Raw genomic sequence first — 18,846 nt, forward strand, 5'->3', positions numbered from 1 at the left:
TCGCCGGGCGGCTGGCAACCGGGAAACGTCGAAAATGCGGACATTCCGCGCGTTTTCTTCAAAATGCGCGGAATGTCTGCGCCGAGATGCGGTTATGCCGTACCGCCGACCGTCATCCTGTCGATCCGCAGGGTCGGCTGGCCGACGCCGACCGGCACGCTCTGGCCTTCCTTGCCGCACACGCCGACGCCCGAGTCGAGCGACATGTCATTGCCGATCATGCTCACGTCCTTCAGCGATTCGGGGCCGCTGCCGATCAGCGTCGCGCCCTTCACCGGGTAGGTGACCTTGCCGTTCTCGATCATGTACGCCTCGGACGCCGAGAACACGAACTTGCCGTTCGTGATGTCGACCTGGCCGCCGCCGAAGTTCACCGCGTACAGGCCGTTCTTCACCGATGCGATGATTTCCTGCGGATCCTTGTCGCCGTTCAGCATGTAGGTGTTGGTCATGCGCGGCATCGGCAGTGCCGCGTACGACTCGCGCCGTGCGTTGCCCGTGACCGGCATCTTCATCAGGCGCGCATTCAGCGTGTCCTGGATGTAGCCCTTCAGGATGCCGTCCTCGATCAGCGTCGTGCACTGCGTCGGGTTGCCTTCGTCGTCGATGTTCAGCGAGCCGCGGCGGTTCGGCAGCGTGCCGTCGTCAACGACGGTCACGCCCTTCGCGGCGACCCGCTCGCCGATCCGGCCCGCGAATGCCGACGAGCCCTTGCGGTTGAAGTCGCCCTCGAGGCCGTGGCCGATCGCTTCGTGCAGCAGCACGCCCGGCCAGCCCGGCCCGAGCACGACCGTCATCGCGCCGGCCGGCGCGGGGCGGGCGTCGAGGTTGACGAGCGCCGCATGCACGGCGTCGTCGACGTAGCGCGACAGCACGTCGTCGGTGAAGTAGCCATAGTCGAAGCGGCCACCGCCGCCGCCGGAGCCGATCTCGCGACGGCCGTTCTGCTCGGCGATCACCGTGACCGACACGCGCACGAGCGGGCGGATGTCGGCCGCGAGCGCGCCGTCGCTGCGTGCGACCAGCACGACGTCGTACTCGCCGGCGAGGCCTGCCATCACCTGCGTGATGCGCGGGTCGCGGCCGCGTGCCATCTGCTCGATGCGCTCGAGCAGCTTGACCTTGGCCGTCGCGTCGAGCGATGCGAGCGGATCGGACGGCAGGTACAGGTCGCGGCCCGAGATGCCTTTCAGCGACGTCGCCGCCTTGATCTTCTGGCGGCCGCCGCCGGCTGCTGCGATCGCCTTGGTGGCCGCAGCGGCTTGCGCGATCGCTTCCGGCGACAGGTCGTCGGAATACGCGAACGCGGTGCGGTCGCCCGCGACCGCGCGCACGCCGACGCCCTGGTCGATGCTGAAGCTGCCCGATTTGACGATGCCTTCCTCGAGGCTCCACGCTTCGCTGCGGGTCGCCTGGAAGTACAGGTCCGCATAGTCGACGCGATGCGTGAAGATGTCGGCGATCGTGCGCGTGAGCAGGCTTTCGTCGAGGCCGTACGGCGTGAGCAGGATGTCCTTCGCCAGCGCGAGGTTGCGGATGCCGGGTTCGATGATGTTCATGCGGATATCGGGGTTTCTCAAAAAGTTGTCGGGTGCTTCTGGGCAGATGGGTTGGCCGCGCGGCGTTTCAAGCGGCGCGGCCGGAATCAGGTGAGCACGCGGTGCCGCCACGCGGGCAGGCTCTGGCGCACGTCGGCGATGCGCTGCGGATCGATCGCGCCGAGCACGACGCTGGCGCCCACGTCGCGGACCGCGACTATCTCGCCCCACGGGTCGATCAGCATGCTGTGGCCCCAGGTGCGCCGGCCGTTCTCGTGCTTGCCGCCTTGCGCGGCCGCGAGCACGTAACACTGGTTCTCGACGGCCCGCGCGCGCAACAGCGTTTCCCAGTGCGCGCGGCCCGTCGTATACGTAAACGCCGACGGGACGACGATCAGCGCGCAGTCACCCAGCCTGCGATACAGCTCCGGAAAGCGGAGATCGTAACAGACCGACAGGCCGACCCGCCCGAACGGCGCGTCGAACGCGACGACCGTATCGCCCGCGCGAATCGTGCGCGCCTCGTCGAACGACTCGTCGCCTTTCTCGAAGTTGAACAGGTGGATCTTGTCGTAGCGCGCGGCTTCGTTGCCGGACGGATCGAACACGAGCGTCGTGTTGAGCACGCGATCGGGCTCCGGCGCCTTCAACGGTAGCGTGCCGCCGATCACCCAGATGCCGTGGCGACGTGCGGCGTCCGCGAGGAAGTGCTGGATCGGGCCGTCCTGGTAGGGTTCGGCGAGCGCGAGCTTGTCGGTGTCGCGGTGGCCCATGAAGCAGAAATACTCGGGCAGCAGCACGAGCTGCGCGCCTTCGCCGGCGGCTTCCGCGATCAGGCGGCGGGCTTCGGCGAGATTGCGCGCGACGTCCGGCGTGCTCACCATCTGCAGCGCGGCGACCTGGAAGGGCGTGGCGGAACGGGTGTGGTCGGTCATCGCGGGATCGGTTGCGTCATAAATGGGGTGCGGCCCGGCACCGTGCGCGGTTCGGCATGTGGCTCAATGGTTCGCCGCATCGGCCGGACCGTGATTCATCTTACCCTGATCGCCCCGCACCCGCTCAATGTGCGGGTGTGCCCACGAGCCGGTGATCGCGTAGTCGAGCGCGAACGCGCGCGACAGCGTCTCCGACAGCGCGTAGTTCGCGGCCAGCACGCCGACGCCGAGCAGCGGGTTGATGATAGCCGCCCCGATCGCGGCGGCACCCGCGCTGATTTTCGGCGCGACGTGCGCGTGCAGGTCCTGCGTTTCGGTGCCGAGATCGACCGCACCGCGCACGGTGACATTCGCGGGCCCCGTCATCATCGAGAAGTCGTCGGTGCGGGCGATCCCGTTCGAGATCTGGCCGGTGCCGGTGATCTTGTCGAACGGCAGCCCCTTGCCGATCACGTCGCGGAAATTCAGCGTCAGGAAGCGCGCGAGGCTCTGCAGGCTCAGCACGCCGAGCAGCTTTGCCGCGCCCGGATCGACCTTCAGGATCTGGCCGTGTTCGAGATCGAGCGCGATCTGGCCGCCGAGCGACGGGAAGTCGAGCGCGGTCGGGCCGCCGCGCCAGCCGACCTTGCCGGTAACCGAACCATGGCCGTCCGCCAGCGTGCGCGGCAGGCCGACGCGGTCGAGCAGTGCGCCCGCGTTGCCGATGTCGAGCTTGAAGTCGAACACGGTGCGGCGCGGTGCGTCGTTCTCGTCGGTGCCGCGGGCGAGCGCGCGGCGCGACGTGCGCCAGTTGCCGGTCGCCGTCAGCTTCGCGTCCGGGTTCGACAGCTCCAGCTTGTCGAGTTGCCAGACCGGCGTGCCGGCTTCGTCGATATTGCGCGCGTTGACGACGAGGCGGCCGATGTCGTGGTTGCGTGCGACGACCTGGTCGACGATCAGGTCGATCGACGGCATCGGGCGGTCGGTCGGCGTCGGCAGGTTCATCGCGCGGCCGACGAGATCGTGCTGCGCGCTGTCCGGGATCACGAGCTTCGCGAGCCGCGCGTTCAGCACGCCCGCACCGTTGTGGCCGCCGCCCGGCGCCCACGACAGGTAGCCCGATACCTGGTTCGATGCGATGTTCGCCTGCCACAGCTCGTCGATGTGCGACGCGCCGACGATCACGTTTTCCCAGTTGCGCTTGAGCAGCTTCAGCGTGCCGAAATGGAACGCGAAGCGCTTCGGCGCGAAACTGGCGAAATCGACGCGCGGCGCGCCCTGCGGCTCCTGCGCGCGCGGCGTCTCGGACTTCAGCGTATGGGCAAGTGCGAGCCACGCATCGGCGTCCAGTTCGTTCACGTCGACGGCCGCGCTCACGCCGTCTTGCGGCATGTCGGGCATCCGGTGGATGCCCATCGCGCCGCGCACCGCGCGCAGCGGCTGGCCGCGCGTTGCGTCGAGCAGGTAGGTCGCGGACACGGGGCCGAGCGTCAGGTCGGCGTGCTCAAGGCGCTTGCCGTCCGCCTGCGGCGCCGGCTGCAGCGTGAAGCTGAACGGCATCGGCGTGCCGGCCGCTTTCGCGAACGGCGCAGGGAAATTCAGCGCGACGCCGGTCAGGTCGGAATGCGCGCTGATATCGGGCAGGCGGCCCGGCGCGCCGCGCACGGCGACCTTGTATGGTGCGTCGCCAACCACGTGCTCGAGCAGCGCGGCGGCCGGGCCGTGCAGGTTCAGGCCGCGCGCGGCGTCGAGCGCGAGCCGGCCGTCGACGTCCACCGTGTACGGCCCGTGCGACTGGAAGTTGCCGTTCGCGCGCACCGGGCCGCCGAGGAAGCGCCCCGACAGGTCGTGCAGCGACGCGCCGGCCTCGGTGAACCGGACACTGCCGCGCAGTGCGGACAGCGGCGGCACGCCGTTGGTCGTCAGCGTGTTGCCGCCGAACGCGAGCGCGCCTTCGATGTGCGTATGCGGATGCGCGACGTGCTGCGGAATCGTGATCTTGAGCGCAAGCGACGCGGGCCCCTGCGCATCGATCCGCTGGCCGATATGCCCGCTCATCGTACCGAGCGAGCTGTTGTCCGCGTAGTCGATCAGGTCGGCCAGCGGGCCCTGCGCATGGCCGTCGATGATGAGCGGCGAGTGGGTCGGATTGCCGAGATCGTCGATGCGGCCGGCGACCTTCGTCAGCGCGACGCGCTTGTAGTGCGCGCGGTGGATGTCGAAACGCAGCTTGTTCTGCGCGAGTTCGAACACGCCGTCGATCCCATCGAGCGCCGGCCAGACGCTCGGCGTGCCGTTCGCGAGCTTGCGCGGCGGGTACGGCGTCGGTTCGAAGCGGCCGCCGGTGAACGGCGCGACGATGTGGAACACGCCGGCGTCCGGCTCGTGTTCGAACGGGAATTTCTCGAGCGGGCCGCGGGCGACGATCGACGCGCCCTTGGTCACCTGGCCGTCCTGCAGCGCGTGGCCGAGATAGTCGCGCAGGTGTTCGGACATCCCGGTCGGCAGGTAGCGCGGAATGCGGGCCACCGACGCCCGGGCGAAATCGGCGCGCAGGTCGAGCGAGCCGCGCCCGTGGCCGGGGTTCGTGTACGAGCCGGACACTGCGATTTCGGCGTCGGGGTTCGAGACGAGCAGGTCGGGCAGCGAGACGTCGACGCGCGCGTGCTTGTCGCCGGGCTCGGGCGTGATCGTCCATTTCGCATTGCCGCGCAGCCGGTCGAACGTCAGGCGCGGCTCGTCGAATTCGCCGGGCACCGTGACGGCTGCATTGACCGTGTCGAAATGCGCGGAGCCGCCCGTCTCGTTCGCATCGACACGGCCCCACAGGTTCTCGACGCCCGGCCAGCCGGCGCGCGGGTGACCGCGCGGCGAGAGCCCGGGAGGCGGTTCCTGCGCGGCGAAGCTGATGCCTTGCAGATCGCCGAGGAAGCGGTAGCGAACGATCGGCGCGGCGCCCGTGCGCCGCTCCTCGTCGGCGAGATCGGCATGCGCGGGTTTCGCGCGCTCGACCTCGATGTGATAGTTCGACACCATCCCGCGCGGGTCGATCTTGATCAGCTCGTTGCGCAGGCGTGCCGGTAGCGGCAGCCCGCGAATGAACTCGCTGAGGATGCCGAGATCGACGCGGTCGCCGACGACGCTCAACAACTGCCCCTGGCTCACGGTCGGCACGCGGTAACGGGCCGTCAGCGTCGACAGCGCAAGCGAGCGGGCAAGCGGCGTGCCGTCCGGCAGCGGCGGCTGGCCGAGCTCCGCGTTGAAGCGCGTCAGGTGCAGCGTGTAGTCGTGGCCGGCGTCGAGCTGCATGTCCCACCCGAAGCCGACCGTCGGCACGTCGAGCCGCGGCTGCGTCGGGCGCACGCGCAGTGCGACGTCCGCGCCCTGCAGGTCGCCGCCCGCCGAGTGCAGGTGGCCGTCGCTGAAAGTGGCCCAGATCGCGTTGTCGATCCGGCCCGCGTGGATCGTGAGCGGCACGTCGAGGTAGCGCGCCAGCGTCTGCAGGTCCACCGGGCCCGTCGACAGGTACGCGTCGCCCGCCCAGTTCGACGGCTTGCCGACCGGCGCGAGCGGCTTGTGCCTGAAGCGTGCGCGGAAATCGAGCGGGCCGAGCAGCAGCGTGCCGTTGGCAGGCGCCTGCAGCGCGGCCTTGTGCACGCGGCCGTTGTTGAGCACCGCAAGCCGGATGCCCGACAGCACGAGCTCCGGTGCGTCATGCTGCGCGTCGCGCCAGCGCAGCGTGCCGCCGCGCAGCACGATCGCCTCCTGCTTCAGCAGCCAGGTGCCGAACGTGTCGTTGCCGCCGTGGGTGGTTGCCACGCCGACGCCCGCGATGCTCAGCGAGCCGTCGGCCGCCCGAGCGACGACGAGGTCGGGTTGGTCGACGATCAGGCTCGACAGCGCGGGCGACAGCCGCAGCAGCGACATCCACGACAGCGCGGCCGTCGCATGCGGCACCGACAGCGCGACCTTGCCGTCATGGCCGCGGATCGTCAGGTTCGTGAGTTCGACGCCCGGCTGCATGCCGGACCAGTTCGGGGAAAGCTTGCCGATCGAAAGCTGCGCGTGGAGCTTGTCGGACACCGCGCGCTCGATGCGCGGGCGGAATTCGTCGATGCGGGGCAGCAGAACGTAGCGCAGCCCGAGGAGCGCGCCGGACGCGACGAAGTAGGTGCCGATCCCGACTGCCAGCGTCACCCTGAACACGCGACGCAAGACCGGATGATCGTGCTTCGGAGGTCCCGCTTCGGGCGCAGCTACGGCGGATTCCTGACGGTCGGACATGCGGCGGACGGGCGGCGATATGGTAGTTTTGCAGACTGACGTTGAAATGTATCACACGGGTTCGTGCCGGCGGCCGTTGCGGCAGCGCGGCACGGGCTTTCCGGCGCGCGGTTTCGCGACGGGCGCACCTGCCCCGCGATGCCGCGCCGAGTCTACAGGGCCGGTCGGGAGCGGGGCGCGCATGCGTTTCCCGGGCCGGCCGGCCTTTCCGCCAGGCCCGCTTCTCGATGACCGACGCTTCCGCCCTGATCTGCACGTCCTATTCCCGTTACCTGGCCCGCGCGGCCGCCGCGCGACCCGCGCTCGCCGACCAAGTCGCCGCGTGGGCTGCCGCGCCGCTCGGTCGCGCGCAGCTCGACGCGCGCCTCACCGAACTGCTGGCAACGCCGGCCGGCACCGCCGCGCCGACCGAGGACCAACTGAAGCGCGCACTGCGGCAACTGCGCGCCGAGGCATTCGGCGCGGTGGCGGAGCGCGACCTGCGCGGGCTGGCGGACGTCACCGAGGTGACGGGTGCGATGACCGATCTCGCGGAAGTGGCCGTGCAGCGCTCGCTCGCGCTGCTGTCGGCCGAGCTCGAGGCGCTCTACGGCGAGCCGCGCAGCGCCGACGGCCAGCGCGTCGTGCTTGGCGTGGTCGGGATGGGCAAGCTCGGCGGCCGCGAGCTGAATGTATCGTCGGACATCGACCTGATCTTCGTCTACGAGGACGACGGCGAGACGACCGGCGGCGCGCGTTCGCCGCTGTCCACGCAGGAATACTTCACGCGGCTCGGCCGGCGGCTGATCGGCGTGTTGTCGGAAGTCACCGCCGACGGCTACGTGTTTCGTGTCGACATGCGACTGCGTCCGAACGGCGATTCGGGGCCGCTCGTCTGCAGCCTCGGCATGCTCGAAGAGTATTTCTACGTACAGGGCCGCGAGTGGGAGCGCTATGCGTGGATCAAGGGGCGGCTCGTGTCGGAAGGCGACAGCGACGCGGCGCAGCGGCTGGAATCGCAGCTCGAGTCGATCGTCAAGCCGTTCGTGTACCGCCGCTATCTCGACTTCGGCGTGATCGGCGCGATCCGCTCGCTGCACCAGCAGATCCGGCAGGAAGCCGCGCGCCGCGCGTCGATGCGGCCCGACAAGGCCGACGACATCAAGCTCGGGCGCGGCGGGATCCGCGAGATTGAGTTCAGTGCGCAGGTGTTCCAGTTGATCCGCGGCGGTCAGGATGCGGAATTCCGCGTGCGGCCGACGCTCGCGGTGCTGCGTCATGCGCAGGCGCGCGGGCTGATCGGCGAGGATGTGCGCGCGCGCCTGACCGACGCCTATAACTTCCTGCGCACGCTCGAGCACCGGCTGCAGTACCGCAACGACGCGCAGACGCACGCGATGCCGGTCGAGCCGGACGAACGCGCGGCGCTGGCCGCATCGCTCGGCTTTGCCGACTACGCGGCGCTGATGACGGTGCTGGACGGCCATCGCACGTTCGTCGAAGCGCAATTCCACGAGATTTTTGCCGACAAGGTGGGCGGCGGCTCGTGTGCGGCGGGCGACGATACCGCGGCCGCGTGGATCTGGAGCGGCGCGCTGGCCGACGACGGCGAGGACGACGCACTGGTCGCGCGTCTCGACGGCCTCGGCTTTACCGATCCGGCCGCGGTGCTCACCCGGCTGCGCGCGATCTGGCAGTCGTCCCGCTACACGGGCCTGCCGGAAAAGAGCCGGCAGCGCTTCGACAGCGTCGCGCAGCGTGCGCTCGAGGCCGCGCCGAAGATCGATGCCGCGCGCCGCGACGATACGGTCGTGCGCCTGTTCGACCTGCTCGAGACGGTCAGCCGGCGCGGTGTCTATCTCGCGTTGCTGACCGAATATCCGGCCGCGCTCGATCGCGTGCTGTCGGTGCTCGGCGCGACGCGCTGGGGCGGCGGCTACCTGATCCGCCACCCGCAACTGCTCGACGAACTGCTCGACGACGAGGCGATCGCGAGCCCGTTCGACTGGCCCGCGTTCAAGGACGCATTGCGTGCGCGCCTCGCCGCGGCCGACGGCCCCGAGCAACAGATGGACCTGCTGCGGCACGCACAGCACGCGGAGGTGTTCCGGATCCTGCTGATCGATCTGGCCGGGCAACTGTCGGTCGAGCACGTGAGCGACCGGCTGTCCGAGCTGGCCGACGCGGTACTCGACGTGACGATCGAAGTCGTCTGGTCGCAGCTCGCGAAGCGCCATCGCGACGTGCCGAAGTTCGCGGTGATCGCGTACGGCAAGCTGGGCGGCAAGGAGCTCGGCTACGCATCGGATCTCGACCTGATCTTCCTGTACGACGACGCGGACGAGCGCTCGGCCGACGTCTACACGACCTTCACGCGGCGCCTGATCACGTGGCTCACCACCGCGACCGGGGCGGGCGCGCTGTTCGACATCGACCTGCGGCTGCGGCCGAACGGCGAGGCCGGGCTGCTCGTCACCGATCTCGACGCGTTCCGCCGCTACCAGTTGCGCGAGGGCGATGCCGCGAATACCGCGTGGGTCTGGGAGCACCAGGCGCTGACGCGTGCCCGCTACAGCGCGGGCGACGCGCAGATCGGTACGGACTTCGAGGCGATCCGCCAGCAGGTGCTGACGACGCCGCGCGACGGCGGCGTGCTCGCGAAGGAAATCGTCGACATGCGCGGCAAGGTGTTCGCCGGCCACCCGAACCAGACCGAGCTGTTCGACCTGAAGCACGATCGCGGCGGAATGGTCGACATCGAGTTCATCGTCCAGTACTGGGTGCTGCTGCACGCGTCGAGCGACGCCGAGCTGATCCGCAATACGGGCAATATCGCGCTGCTGCGCGAGGTTGCGCGCTTCGGGCTGATGGGCGAGGACGAGGCCGAGCGGGTCGGGGCGGCGTACCGCAAGTACCGGAAGCTGCAGCACAAGCTGCGGCTCGACGGGATGGAGAAGGCACGGGTCGATCCGGCCGTGGTGGCCGACGAGCGCGCGGCCGTGACGGCGCTGTGGACGCGCGTGTTCGGGGCGGTTGAAACGGATAGTTGAAACGGCCGTTCGATGCGGTGCGGCAGGGCGGACGCGATTGTGCCGCCGTGCCCCCCAACAAAAGACCGGCGCGTGCGCCGGTCTTTTGCATTCGACGAACGGATAACGGATAACGGATGGCCGGCGTCAGGCCGCCAGCATTTCCTTCGCGTGCTTGCGCGTCGTGGCCGTGATCTCGAGCCCGCCGAGCATTCGCGCGACTTCCTCGATCCGGTTGGCGCGGTCGAGCGCGATGACCGTCGACACCGTGCCGCCGCGGTCGTCGGCGCCTTTTGTGACCTGGAAGTGGTGGTCGCCGCGCGCGGCGACCTGCGGCAGGTGCGTCACGCACAGCACCTGGCGATCGCGCCCGAGCTGGTGCAGCAGGCGGCCGACCACTTCGGCGACGCCGCCGCCGATCCCCGTATCGACTTCGTCGAAGATCAACGTTGGTGTCGGGCTGGCCGCGCTGGCGATCACCGCGAGCGCGAGGCTGATCCGCGCGAGCTCGCCGCCCGACGCAACCTTCGCGAGCGGCCGCAGCGGCACGCCGGGGTGCCCGGCGACCCGGAATTCGACCTGCTCGAGCCCGTGCGGGCCGCCGTCGGCGAGCGGCACGAGCGCGACCTCGAAGCTCCCGCCCGCCATCGACAGTTCCTGCATGCCGGCCGTGACGGCCGTGCCGAGCGTCCTGGCGGCCTGGGTGCGCGCCTTGGACAGGTGTTTGGCGTCGGCGAGATAGGCTTCCCGCGCCTTGGCCTGCACCGCTTCGAGCGCGCCGAGATCGGCGGCCGCATCGAGTGCGGCGAGCTGGGCGCGGCGGGCCGCGTGTTCTTCGTGCAGCGTGTCGGGCGGCAAGCGGAACTTGCGGGCGGTCGAGTGCAGCGCATCGAGGCGCGTCTCGACCTGCGCGAGCCGCTCGGGATCGAGATCGACGCGCTGCGCATAGTGGGACAGCGAATAGACGGCTTCCTGCAGCTGGATCTCGGCCGGTTCGAGCGACGCGAGCGCGTCGCCGAGCGTGGTGTCGTAATCGGCGAGGCTGCGCAGCTTCGACACGATCGCGCCAAGCTGCGCAAGCATCGCGTCGTCGGACTCGGACAACGCGTTGAGTGCGCCGCGCACGCCTTCGATCAGGTTCGCCGAATGCGACAGGCGCTTGTGCTCGTTGCTGACTTCGTCCCATTCGCCGGGCTGCGGCGCGAGCTTGTCGAGCTCGGCGAGCTGCCAGGCGAGCTTTTCGCGTTCGAGCTGCAGCTCGCGCTCGTGCGCTTTTGCCGCCTCGATCGCCTGCGTCGCATCGCGCCACACGCGCCACGCGCGCGCGACGTTCGCGGCATCGGCGACGAGCCCGGCGTGCGTGTCGAACAGCTCGCGCTGCGCGTCGGGCCGCATCAGCAACTGGTGCGCATGCTGGCCGTGGATGTCGACGAGCATTTCGCCGAGCTCGCGCAGCTGCGCGAGCGTCGCGCTGGTGCCGTTGATGAACGCGCGCGACCGGCCGTTCGCATCGATCACGCGGCGCAGCATCACGGTGTCCTCGGTGTCGAACGCGTGTTCGTCGAGCCAGCGCGCGACGCGGTCGTGCTGCGTGAATTCGGCGGTGATGTCGGCGCGGCCGCAGCCGATGCGCACGACGCTTGCGTCGGCGCGTTCGCCGAGCGCGAGGGCAAGGGCGTCGATCAGGATCGATTTCCCGGCGCCGGTTTCGCCGGAAAAGACGGAAAAGCCGCTGTCGAATTCGAGATCGAGCGCGGCGACGATGACGAAGTCGCGGATCGAGAGGTGGCGGAGCATGGTGTCGGGCGGAGCGGCGTCAGGACGCCTTGTCGTCTTCGTTCGAGGCGTGTTCGTTCCAGTGCAGCTTCTTGCGCAGCGTCGCGTAGTAGCTGTAGCCGATCGGGTGCAGGAACGGCACCGTGTGCTTCGAGCGGCGCACCTCGATCGTGTCGTTCAGTTCGAGCGCGGTAAACGACTGCATGTCGAAGTTCACGTTGACGTCGCGCCCGCCGACGATCTGGATCGCAATTTTTGAATCGTCGGGCAGCACGATCGGCCGGTTCGACAACGCATGAGGCGCGATCGGCACAAGCACGATGCCCGCCAGCTGCGGATGGAGGATCGGGCCGGCCGACGACAGCGCGTAAGCAGTCGAGCCGGTCGGCGTGGCGACGATCAGGCCGTCCGAACGTTGGTTGTACATGTACCGGCCGTCGACCGATGCGCGCAGTTCGACCATCCCGGAGAAGCCGCTGCGGTTCACGACGACGTCGTTGAAGGCGATCGCGTGGTAGATCGGTTCGCCGTCGCGCATGATCCGGGCTTCGAGCAGCGCGCGCTCCTCGCGCTCGAACTTGCCCGACAGGATCACCGGGACGAGCGCCTGCATGTCGGCCGCTGCGATATCGGTGATGAAGCCGAGCCGCCCGTGGTTGATCCCGATCAGCGGTGTCTTGTACGGCGCGAGCTGACGGCCGATGCCGAGCATCGTCCCGTCGCCGCCCAGCACGACCGCCACGTCGGCGCGCGCCCCGATTTCGGCCGGGGTCAGCGCCGGGTAGCCGGTGATGCCGATCTCGCGCGCGGTCTCGGCTTCGAAGACGACCTCGAAGCCCCGCTTGGCGACGCAGGCGGCCAGCGTGGCGAGCGGCTCGGCGATGTTGGGCGTGTTGCTCCGGCCGACGAGCGCGACAGTGTTGAACTGATTACCGGTTTTCATGCCGGCATTACACCATAGCTCGTTGACGAAAAGAACCGGCTGTGCGCAGGCGGGGCCGGATCGGGCCGGCCCGCGCAACGGTAGCCGACGCCACTCGCCGCGGTCGCGCGGTTGCGCTAAAATTTTCCACCATGCTAGATCCTCGCGCACGAACCCTCCTGAAAACCCTGATCGAACGGTATATCGCCGACGGTCAGCCAGTCGGATCGCGCACGTTGTCCCGTTACTCCGGGCTCGAGCTGAGCCCGGCGACGATCCGCAACGTGATGTCCGACCTGGAGGAGCTCGGCCTCGTGTCGAGCCCGCATACGTCGGCCGGCCGCGTGCCGACGCCGCGCGGCTACCGGCTGTTCGTCGACACGATGCTGACGGTCGAGGCGCCGATCGACGCCGAAGCCGTCGCGCGGCAGGTGCAGAACACGCTGCAGGCCGGCGAGCCGCAGCAGCGGGTCGTGGCGGCCGCCGCGAGCGTGCTGTCGAACCTGTCGCAGTTCGCGGGCGTCGTGCTGACGCCGCGCCGCAGCCACGTGTTCAAGCAGATCGAGTTCATGCGCCTGTCGGACAAGCGCATCCTGCTGATCATCGTCACGCCCGAGGGCGACGTGCAGAACCGGATGCTCGCGACGCCGCCTGCGCGACGAGATCGACCAGTTGCGCGGCGACATGACGGCGCTGATGCATCTGGCCGTGACGGCCAGCACCGAGGTGCCCGATACCGAGGACACCGTGCTGATTTCCGGCGAGCGCAACCTGCTCGAGGTGGCGGACCTTTCTTCCGACATGGCGCGGCTGCGCAAGCTGTTCGACGTATTCGACCAAAAGACGGGCCTCCTGCAACTGCTCGACGTGTCGAGCCACGCCCAGGGCGTGCAGATCTTCATTGGCGGCGAATCGACGCTCGTGCCGATCGAGGAAATGAGCGTCGTCACCGCGCCTTACGAGGTGAACGGGCAGATCGTCGGCACGCTCGGCGTGATCGGCCCGACCCGCATGGCGTACAACCGCGTGATACCGATCGTCGACATCACTGCGCGCCTGCTGTCGCTCACGCTGAGCCAGCAGTAGCCCGCCAGCGCCAGCCCGATCCCGCCCCGTCATCGTGCCGCGGCACTGCGTAAGCAGGCAGTCGGCCGAACGGCCAGCCGACCGGTGCGGGGCGGCCCGCTATAATTGAGAGCCGTCCGGTCCCGTGCCCCGAGCACGTAATTGCCCATGCGTTTCGATCTTGAGCCGCCTTCGAGCACCGCGGCTGCCCATCGCATCGGTGTGCTGCTGATCAATCTCGGCACGCCCGACGCCCCTACGCCGCGCGCGGTGCGGCGCTACCTGGCCGAATTCCTGTCGGATCCGCGGGTCGTCGAGATTCCGCAGGCCGTCTGGCAGGTGCTGCTGCGCACGCTGATCCTGCCGCTGCGCGGCCGCGCGTCCGCAAAGAAATACGCAGCCGTCTGGATGCCCGAGGGCTCGCCGCTGCGTGTGTACACGGAGCGCCAGACGGACAGCGTGCGGCATCTGCTCACGTCGAACGGCTATCACGTGATGGTCGATTACGCGATGCGCTACGGCAGCCCGAACATTTCGCACGCGCTCGCGCAGTTCAAGCGTGCGGGCGTCGAGCGCGTGCTGCTGATGCCGATGTATCCGCAATACTCGGCGTCGACCACGGCCACCGCCTTCGACGCCGCTTTCGACGCGCTCGCGCGCATGCGCAACCAGCCCGAGGTACGCACGGTGCGGCACTACGCCGACCATCCGGCCTATATCCATGCGCTGGCCGAGCAGGTGCGCCAGTATTGGGCGCAGCACGGCCGGCCCGATTTCGCGGCCGGCGACAAGCTCGTGCTGAGCTTTCACGGCGTGCCGAAGCGCACGCTCGACCTCGGCGACCCCTATCACGACCAGTGCCAGCAGACGGGTGCGCTGCTGACGGCCGCGCTCGGGCTGTCGACGACCGAGTGCCGCGTCACGTTCCAGTCGCGTTTCGGCAAGGCCGAATGGCTGCAGCCTTACACCGCGCCGACGCTGCGCGAGTTCGGCGAGGCCGGCGTGCGGCGCGCCGACGTGTTCTGTCCCGGTTTCACGGCCGACTGCCTGGAGACGATCGAGGAGATCGGCATGGAAGTGCGCGACGAGTTCCTCGCCGGCGGCGGCAAGGCGTTCCACCGCATTCCGTGCCTGAACGGTGCGCCCGCGTGGATCGGCGCGCTCGGCGAGATCGTCGCCGAGAATCTGCAGGGCTGGCCGGTCAGGGCCGCGCAGCCCGAAACGGTGAGCTGAGATGAAACGACCCCCACGCTCACTTCGTTCACTGCCCCCCGAGGGGGCGGTCAGCCTCCTTGGGGCGGCCCGGCGGAGGCTGCGATGAATTACAAGATTTCGACCGAACCGGGCGCGAAGCTGCGCATCGACAAATGGCTGTGGGCGGCCCGGTTCTTCAAGACGCGCTCGCTTGCGACCGATGCGGTCGACAAGGGGCACGTGAAGATCGGCGGCGCGGCGGTCAAGCCGGCGAAGGAAGTGCGCGTGGGCGACGAGGTCGAGATTGCGATCGACGGCATCGTCTGGCACATTGCCGTGCTCGGCGTGTGCGACGTGCGCGGGCCGGCGAGCGTCGCGCAGACGCTTTACGCGGAAACGGAAGCGGGGCGGGCCGCACGGCTCGCCGAACTGGAGCGGCGCCGCACGTATCGCGAGCCGGCAGCGGAATTGCACGGCCGGCCGACGAAGCGCGACCGGCGCATCATCGACAGATTTTCTGGTGGGAGCTGAACATCTGGTCGAACGTCGCCCGCGCGCTCCCGTATTCGGTCGTGCGGTCGGTAACGGCTCCGGACAGGCAGATGGTGGTGGTGCCGGCAATGAGTACCAGCGCGACCACCGAGATCGCAAAGGTCAGTTTCACGGTACTCCCCTCGAGAAGAAGGGTGAAAACGGCGCCAGGTGGATGTCAGGCGGCGGTCAGCTAGGGGTAAACACGCTTTTCCGACGCTTGAGTGCAGTGTAGTGCAGCGGGCCTGTGCCAAGCTAGTACTTGCCAGGTAAGCGTTGTTACAGCCCGTTTCGCCCGTAATGGCGGACTATGCGGGCAATGTCCCGGCGTGACGCCCGGTTGTTTCGCGGCATTGGAGAATGCCGGCGAATAACCCTCTTGAAATCGTAGTTTTCACCCTTATTTGCACCAGCAATGTGCGGTGCCATCGGATATACGGTCCGGCGGTTGCCGATTTGGCTTCAACCTCTAATCGACTTTCAGCGACATGGAAAACACGCAAGAGAACCCGGCTACCCAATCGGCCGAAGATATCGGCAGCGAGAAGCAGGCGGCGCAAGGCGCTGCTCCCGCCGCCGAAGCAGCCGACGCGGCGCTCGCGGAGGCTCAAGCCAAGGTCGCCGAGCTGCAGGAGAGCTACCTGCGGGCGAAGGCCGAGACCGAGAACGTCCGCCGCCGCGCGCAGGACGACGTCTCGAAGGCGCACAAGTTCGCGATCGAGGGTTTCGCGGAGCACCTGCTGCCGGTGCTGGACAGCCTGGAAGCGGCCGTCAACGATACATCTGGCGATATCACGAAGGTACGCGAAGGCGTCGAGCTGACGCTGCGCCAGCTGACGAACGCACTCGAGAAGGGCCGTGTCGTCGCGCTGAACCCGGTCGGCGAGAAGTTCGATCCGCACCAGCACCAGGCGATTTCGATGGTGCCGGCCGAGCAGGAGCCGAACACCGTCGTCACCGTGCTGCAAAAGGGCTACACGATCGCCGACCGCGTGCTGCGTCCGGCGCTCGTCACCGTCGCGCAGCCGAAGTAAGGCCGTCGCGATGCTGCCCGCCGGCGTCGATCCGGCCGCGTTCAACACGTTCGACATGCAGGCGCTGGACGCCGGCACGTTCGACGCGGCGATCGACGGTGCGGGCGACGCGCTCGCGGTGGTGTTCTTCTGGGGCGTCGACTGCTTCAACTGCGAGATCGCGAAGAAGGCGATGCTCGCCCAGCCCGACGCGATCCGCGCGCTGGACCTGAAGTGGTTCCATTGCAACGTGTACGAACACCATCAGCTGGGGCGCCGCTTCGGGCTGCACGGCGTGCCGACGTGGTTCTTCTTCCACCGCGGCAAGCGGCTGGGTCGTGCGACGGGCTGGCATGGCCTCGCGCAGTTCCAGGCAGCGGTTTCGGCGGCACGCGCGAAAATCGCCGCGTCGGGCGGCGATCCGTCGGACGGCGATCCGCTAGCCGGAGGCGATTGAAAAAATTTAATATCCGCATCGCTCGTCGGGTCTTGAAAACGGATCGGACGGACGCATTTCGGGAACAGAGTTGAATTCTGGCGCGCAAAACCGCCCCAAAACGCGGGGTTTTGCGCAGCAAACAAGCATTTCTGGAGATTAGGAAAAAATGGGAAAGATCATCGGTATTGACCTCGGCACCACGAACTCGTGCGTCGCCATCATGGAAGGCAACCAGGTCAAGGTCATCGAGAACTCGGAAGGCACGCGCACCACGCCGTCGATCATTGCCTACATGGACGACAACGAAGTGCTCGTCGGCGCGCCGGCCAAGCGTCAGTCGGTGACCAACCCGAAGAACACGCTGTTCGCGGTGAAGCGCCTGATCGGCCGCCGCTTCGAAGAGAAGGAAGTCCAGAAGGACATCGGCCTGATGCCGTACACCATCGTCAAGGCCGACAACGGCGACGCATGGGTTGAAGCACACGGCGAAAAGCTGGCGCCGCCGCAGGTTTCGGCGGAAGTGCTGCGCAAGATGAAGAAGACGGCCGAAGACTACCTCGGCGAGCCGGTCACGGAAGCCGTGATCACGGTGCCGGCGTACTTCAACGACAGCCAGCGCCAGGCAACCAAGGACGCCGGCCGCATCGCGGGCCTCGAAGTCAAGCGGATCATCAACGAGCCGACCGCAGCCGCGCTCGCGTTCGGCCTCGACAAGGTCGAGAAGGGCGACCGCAAGATCGCCGTGTATGACCTCGGCGGCGGTACGTTCGACGTGTCGATCATCGAAATCGCGGACGTCGACGGCGAAATGCAGTTCGAAGTGCTGTCGACCAACGGCGACACGTTCCTCGGCGGCGAAGACTTCGACCAGCGCATCATCGATTACATCATCGGCGAGTTCAAGAAGGAGCAGGGCGTCGACCTGTCGAAGGACGTGCTCGCGCTGCAGCGCCTGAAGGAAGCCGCTGAAAAGGCGAAGATCGAGCTGTCGTCGAGCCAGCAGACCGAAATCAACCTGCCGTACATCACGGCAGACGCGTCGGGCCCGAAGCACTTGAACCTGAAGATCACCCGCGCGAAGCTGGAAGCGCTGGTGGAAGACCTCGTCGAGCGCACGATCGAACCGTGCCGCATCGCGATCAAGGACGCAGGCGTCAAGGTGTCGGACATCGACGACGTGATCCTGGTCGGCGGCCAGACGCGCATGCCGAAGGTGCTGGAGAAGGTGAAGGAATTCTTCGGCAAGGATCCGCGTCGTGACGTGAACCCGGACGAAGCTGTCGCAGTCGGCGCGGCGATCCAGGGCCAGGTCCTGTCGGGCGACCGCAAGGACGTGCTGCTGCTCGACGTGACCCCGCTGTCGCTCGGCATCGAGACGCTCGGCGGCGTGATGACGAAGATGATCAGCAAGAACACGACGATCCCGACGAAGCACGCTCAGGTGTACTCGACGGCGGACGACAACCAGGGCGCCGTGACGATCAAGGTGTTCCAGGGCGAACGCGAAATGGCAGCGGGCAACAAGCTGCTCGGCGAGTTCAACCTCGAAGGCATCCCGCCCGCACCGCGCGGCGTGCCGCAGATCGAAGTGACCTTCGACATCGACGCGAACGGCATCCTGCACGTCGGCGCGAAGGACAAGGCGACCGGCAAGGAAAACAAGATCACGATCAAGGCGAACTCGGGTCTGTCCGAAGCCGAAATCGACCAGATGATCAAGGACGCGGAAGCGAACGCAGCGGAAGATCACAAGCTGCGCGAGCTGGCTGATTCGCGCAACCAGGGCGACGCGCTGGTTCACAGCACGAAGAAGGCGCTGACCGAGTACGGCGACAAGCTGGACGCGGGCGAGAAGGAAGCCATCGAAGCGTCGCTGAAGTCGCTCGAGGAACTGCTGAAGGACTCGTCGGCCGACAAGGCTGCGATCGACGCGAAGGTCGAGGAGCTCGGCAAGGTGTCGCAGAAGCTCGGCGAAAAGATGTACGCCGACATGCAGGCCCAGCAAGCAGGTGCGGCCGGCGCAGCGGGTGCAGCGGAAGGCGCGGCCCACGCAGGCGGTGCACAACAGGCTGCCGACGACGTCGTCGACGCCGAGTTCAAGGAAGTGAAGAAGGACTAAGCCGGGTTGCCCCGGTGCCGCACGCCGCGCGCGCAACCCGCGC

12 protein-coding genes and 1 pseudogene are annotated in these 18,846 nt (G+C 68.0%); 7 read left to right on the forward strand and 6 right to left on the reverse strand.

Translation table 11 applies throughout. The annotated features are described in order from the left end of the window. Positions 1-92: 92 nt before the first annotated feature. From tldD to BCEP18194_RS09245, 3 genes are all read right to left on the reverse strand, one after another. Positions 93-1,559 carry a metalloprotease TldD gene (gene tldD, locus BCEP18194_RS09235; protein WP_011351014.1) on the reverse strand — a complete coding sequence of 489 codons (1,467 nt, stop codon included), beginning with the start codon at positions 1,557-1,559 and terminating at the stop codon, positions 93-95. A gap of 86 nt (positions 1,560-1,645) precedes the next feature. Beyond that, positions 1,646-2,473: a carbon-nitrogen hydrolase family protein gene (locus BCEP18194_RS09240; protein WP_011351015.1), complete on the reverse strand. Its 828-nt coding sequence runs from the start codon at positions 2,471-2,473 to the stop codon at positions 1,646-1,648. 63 nt (positions 2,474-2,536) lie between these two features. Further along, on the reverse strand, positions 2,537-6,736 hold the full coding sequence (locus BCEP18194_RS09245) for a YhdP family phospholipid transporter (protein WP_011351016.1): 4,200 nt from the start codon (positions 6,734-6,736) through the stop codon (positions 2,537-2,539). A gap of 227 nt (positions 6,737-6,963) precedes the next feature. Between BCEP18194_RS09245 and glnE the strand changes: the two genes are divergently transcribed. Continuing rightward, the gene (gene glnE, locus BCEP18194_RS09250; protein ID WP_011351017.1) at positions 6,964-9,765 is read left to right on the forward strand and encodes a bifunctional [glutamate--ammonia ligase]-adenylyl-L-tyrosine phosphorylase/[glutamate--ammonia-ligase] adenylyltransferase; all 2,802 of its coding nucleotides are present in this window, start codon (positions 6,964-6,966) and stop codon (positions 9,763-9,765) included. Between the two features lie 126 nt (positions 9,766-9,891). On the opposite strand, the gene recN is transcribed toward glnE, so the two are convergent. Together recN and BCEP18194_RS09260 are read right to left on the reverse strand one after the other, a co-directional pair. Further along, the gene (recN, locus tag BCEP18194_RS09255; RefSeq protein WP_011351018.1) at positions 9,892-11,541 is read right to left on the reverse strand and encodes a DNA repair protein RecN; all 1,650 of its coding nucleotides are present in this window, start codon (positions 11,539-11,541) and stop codon (positions 9,892-9,894) included. 19 nt (positions 11,542-11,560) lie between these two features. Further along, positions 11,561-12,463 (reverse strand): NAD kinase, encoded by a 903-nt coding sequence (locus BCEP18194_RS09260; protein WP_011351019.1) that lies wholly within the window; start codon positions 12,461-12,463, stop codon positions 11,561-11,563. A gap of 131 nt (positions 12,464-12,594) precedes the next feature. Between BCEP18194_RS09260 and BCEP18194_RS09265 the strand changes: the two are divergent. From BCEP18194_RS09265 to BCEP18194_RS09275, 3 genes and pseudogenes are all read left to right on the forward strand, one after another. Next, positions 12,595-13,528: pseudogene (locus BCEP18194_RS09265) on the forward strand (HrcA family transcriptional regulator). Between the two features lie 147 nt (positions 13,529-13,675). Beyond that, positions 13,676-14,740: a ferrochelatase gene (hemH, locus tag BCEP18194_RS09270; RefSeq protein WP_011351020.1), complete on the forward strand. Its 1,065-nt coding sequence runs from the start codon at positions 13,676-13,678 to the stop codon at positions 14,738-14,740. A gap of 84 nt (positions 14,741-14,824) precedes the next feature. Further along, positions 14,825-15,232 (forward strand): RNA-binding S4 domain-containing protein, encoded by a 408-nt coding sequence (locus BCEP18194_RS09275; protein ID WP_011351021.1) that lies wholly within the window; start codon positions 14,825-14,827, stop codon positions 15,230-15,232. On the opposite strand, the gene BCEP18194_RS41620 is transcribed toward BCEP18194_RS09275, so the two are convergent. Continuing rightward, complete coding sequence (locus BCEP18194_RS41620; RefSeq protein WP_006476841.1) at positions 15,204-15,365, reverse strand: hypothetical protein; 162 nt, start codon at positions 15,363-15,365, stop codon at positions 15,204-15,206. The genes BCEP18194_RS09275 and BCEP18194_RS41620 overlap by 29 nt on opposite strands. A gap of 355 nt (positions 15,366-15,720) precedes the next feature. On the opposite strand from BCEP18194_RS41620, the gene grpE reads away from it, so the two are divergent. The 3 genes from grpE (at position 15,721) to dnaK (ending at position 18,803) form a co-directional block, all read left to right on the forward strand. Then, positions 15,721-16,266, forward strand: coding sequence for a nucleotide exchange factor GrpE (gene grpE / locus BCEP18194_RS09280; RefSeq protein WP_011351022.1), 546 nt, complete (start codon positions 15,721-15,723; stop codon positions 16,264-16,266). A gap of 10 nt (positions 16,267-16,276) precedes the next feature. Further along, positions 16,277-16,702, forward strand: a complete 426-nt coding sequence (locus tag BCEP18194_RS09285) for a thioredoxin family protein (RefSeq protein WP_011351023.1) — start codon at positions 16,277-16,279, stop codon at positions 16,700-16,702. A 148-nt stretch (positions 16,703-16,850) separates the two neighbouring features. Then, positions 16,851-18,803, forward strand: coding sequence for a molecular chaperone DnaK (gene dnaK, locus BCEP18194_RS09290; protein WP_011351024.1), 1,953 nt, complete (start codon positions 16,851-16,853; stop codon positions 18,801-18,803). The last annotated feature ends 43 nt before the right edge of the window (positions 18,804-18,846 follow it).

The sequence above is a fragment of the Burkholderia lata genome (genome assembly GCF_000012945.1).
Classification (GTDB): domain Bacteria; phylum Pseudomonadota; class Gammaproteobacteria; order Burkholderiales; family Burkholderiaceae; genus Burkholderia; species Burkholderia lata.